The sequence below is a fragment of the uncultured Microbulbifer sp. genome (assembly GCF_947489355.1).
GTDB lineage: Bacteria > Pseudomonadota > Gammaproteobacteria > Pseudomonadales > Cellvibrionaceae > Microbulbifer.
In genome coordinates this window covers 1-2,347 of the sequence record NZ_CANLDD010000130.1, presented here as the reverse complement: position 1 = coordinate 2,347, position 2,347 = coordinate 1, and the positions used below count along the sequence as shown (strand labels likewise).

Genomic DNA, 2,347 nt, shown 5'->3' with positions numbered 1-2,347 from the left:
ATCTCGCGCTGGATATCCCGGCAGCGCACCCGGTACACCCCTTCGCTGTAGGCAATGGATTCCTCGGCGATCTGGGTTTGCTCCAGGCGAAAATCCGACCAATCCAACCCGGCAAAGCCTTGGTACAGACGTACGGTGCGGCCCTTGATGCCATTGCCCTGTTCCAGTTCATCGCGCAGCACATAGGAGAGCTGGCCGGCGATATCCACCACCTCAAACTGGATGGTGCCGATCTCCGCTCTGCCTTGTTCCGGCAACAGGCGCTGGCTGGTGGCCGAACATTTTTTTAAGGCACCGAGAATGGCATTGGCGGGCAGGCCGGGAATATCCCGATGCGAGGTAATATACAGCGGCAGGTCATAGCCGATCTCCACCACTAGGCGCAGCACACGCTGGGGGGACTGGTTTTCCAGGTCGAAGGTTTCTGAGTTGTTACGCATCAGGCCAGGATTTCCACAATGGTAAAACTGAACACAAACCGCCAGGCGGGCTGGCGCTGCTGTTTGAAGGAGCCGAATTTGAGCTGCACAGTACCGGGGGTGTCCGGCGCGGCCTCGGTGCCAAAGGGATCAAAGGTAAAAAACTCGCCGGCACCGCAGCTGGCCGCGAAGGCGTCCCACACCGCCAGTCCGGCAGGGCTCAGGGTGATGGGGGCCGTGCGACACGGGTATTCCCGCTCGATGCGGTACACCGTGGTCTCGGTCGCACCGGAAAGAGCCCTGTGCTCCCTGCCCTCCACTCTCGGTGCGCCGCTCTCGTACTGTTGCAAGATGGCTTCCAGCTTGCCGGAGCCGGTGGGGTGCAGGCGCGTAGGCGTAAATTCAATAAACACGGTTAACCCCTCAATTCCTGTGCTTGACGGGAGTTGGATCCGATCAATACAAAGTCCTGGTTATTGATCTTGTTGGCCATTTGTTCCAAAAGCGCTTCGCTATTGTCTCCGTTCACATCACCGGCAATCTGGAAAATGATTTGTGTGGGGAGCTGTTGCGGTTCCCTGTTGCCGGCAAAGGTGTCCAGCGGCGTGGCGGTGGCGCCGGTGGTACTGGGCAGGGTTGCGGCAGGGGCGGTGGCGCCGGCACTGACCCCACTGGGCGCCTTCAGGCCCGACAACATGCCGGCAATTTGCACACCCTGTGCAACGGCACCGGCAATCATGGGAATATTTTGTGGATATCCAATTTTTGACGCATTCCCAATATTTGTTACCAGGGCAACGCCCGTCTCAAAGATAGCCGCAGCCTTACTCAGTTTTGCCATCTTTTTACTGTGAGTGGAAGCTGCGGAAAAAATTTGTTTTGCGCCGCTGGCAAACAGTTGCAGTTTGCTTTTATTGGTGTCCTGCTCCAATTTCTGCCGCTCTTTTGCATGCTTTTGCTCCAGTTGAAACAGCGAGCGCTCGTATTCATCCTTCTGGATCAATTTACTGGCATAGGCCTGGTCGAGCAGTGTCATCTCCTCATCCTGCTGCACCTGCAGCTGCTCCATCTCGGTGAGCCAGGACAGTTGCAGGGTTTCCAGGCGCGCGACCATGCGCTGGCGTTCGGCATCGGTGAGACCATCGGGGCCGGCTTTATTACCCTCGCCCTCACCATTAGCGGTGCCCGCTTGCAGCGCTTGTAGTGCAGTTTGATAGCGGGATACCTCCCGTGCGGCGTATTCCTCCCGCAGCGTTTCAAGGGAATCGAAGCCGCGCCGGCGCAACTCTTCCTCGGCGATCTGCAGGGCGGCAATCTGCTGCAGACGCGTTTCGTGGTCCAGGCCGATCTTGCCGCGCTGATCAGCCAGGAATTGATCCAGCTGACTCAACTGGGCTGCGCCCACATCCTGCTGACGTTTTAATTCCGCCGCAGCGCGGTCCCGCTCTGCCTGATCGCGGGCTGCCGCTGCTGCATCCGTAGCTTTTTTCTGTGCCTCCCGCCGCGCCAGTGCCGCTTTCAGATCTGCGCTTTGCATTTCCTGTAGCTGGGTGCGGTATTTTTCTACCCAGTAACTCTGCTGCTGAATTTGCGCCGATACGCCCTCGGCAGTTGCTTTTTTAAGCTGTTGCTGGTGCCAGAGATACTTATCTTGCAGTTCGAAGTATCGGTCTGCGCTCTTCTCCGCCTCCGTTGGCATCAGCACAGTGCGCCACCAGCTCACCGCATCGGCCACAAAGCCAACACTTTTGGATGCCTCTTCCGTCCTCCCCAATGCCTCCAGAAACTCTTCCCAGTTCTGGCTGAGGGTATCGACTTGCCCGGCAAGTCCACCCGCCTCGCCAGAACCGGCCCCATACCCGTGATCATAGTGTCGTAAAGCACATCGTCGGTGTGCTCATGCACCTCATCCAGAATGGCGCAACTGG

At 58.0% G+C, this 2,347-nt stretch carries 4 protein-coding genes; all 4 read right to left on the bottom strand.

The annotated features are described in order from the left end of the window. On the bottom strand, positions 1–440 hold a 440-nt coding region (locus Q1A48_RS21005), incomplete at its 3' end, for a hypothetical protein (RefSeq protein ID WP_299948773.1). Next, the gene (locus tag Q1A48_RS21000) at positions 440–832 is read right to left on the bottom strand and encodes a hypothetical protein (protein WP_299948771.1); all 393 of its coding nucleotides are present in this window, start codon (positions 830–832) and stop codon (positions 440–442) included. The genes Q1A48_RS21000 and Q1A48_RS21005, both read right to left, overlap by 1 nt. A gap of 2 nt (positions 833–834) precedes the next feature. Then, entirely contained in the window at positions 835–2,154 is a 1,320-nt protein-coding gene (locus tag Q1A48_RS20995; protein ID WP_299948769.1) for a hypothetical protein, read from the bottom strand. Then, a partial coding sequence (locus tag Q1A48_RS20990) for a hypothetical protein (protein ID WP_299948767.1) occupies positions 2,139–2,347 on the bottom strand: 209 nt, incomplete at its 5' end. The genes Q1A48_RS20995 and Q1A48_RS20990, both read right to left, overlap by 16 nt.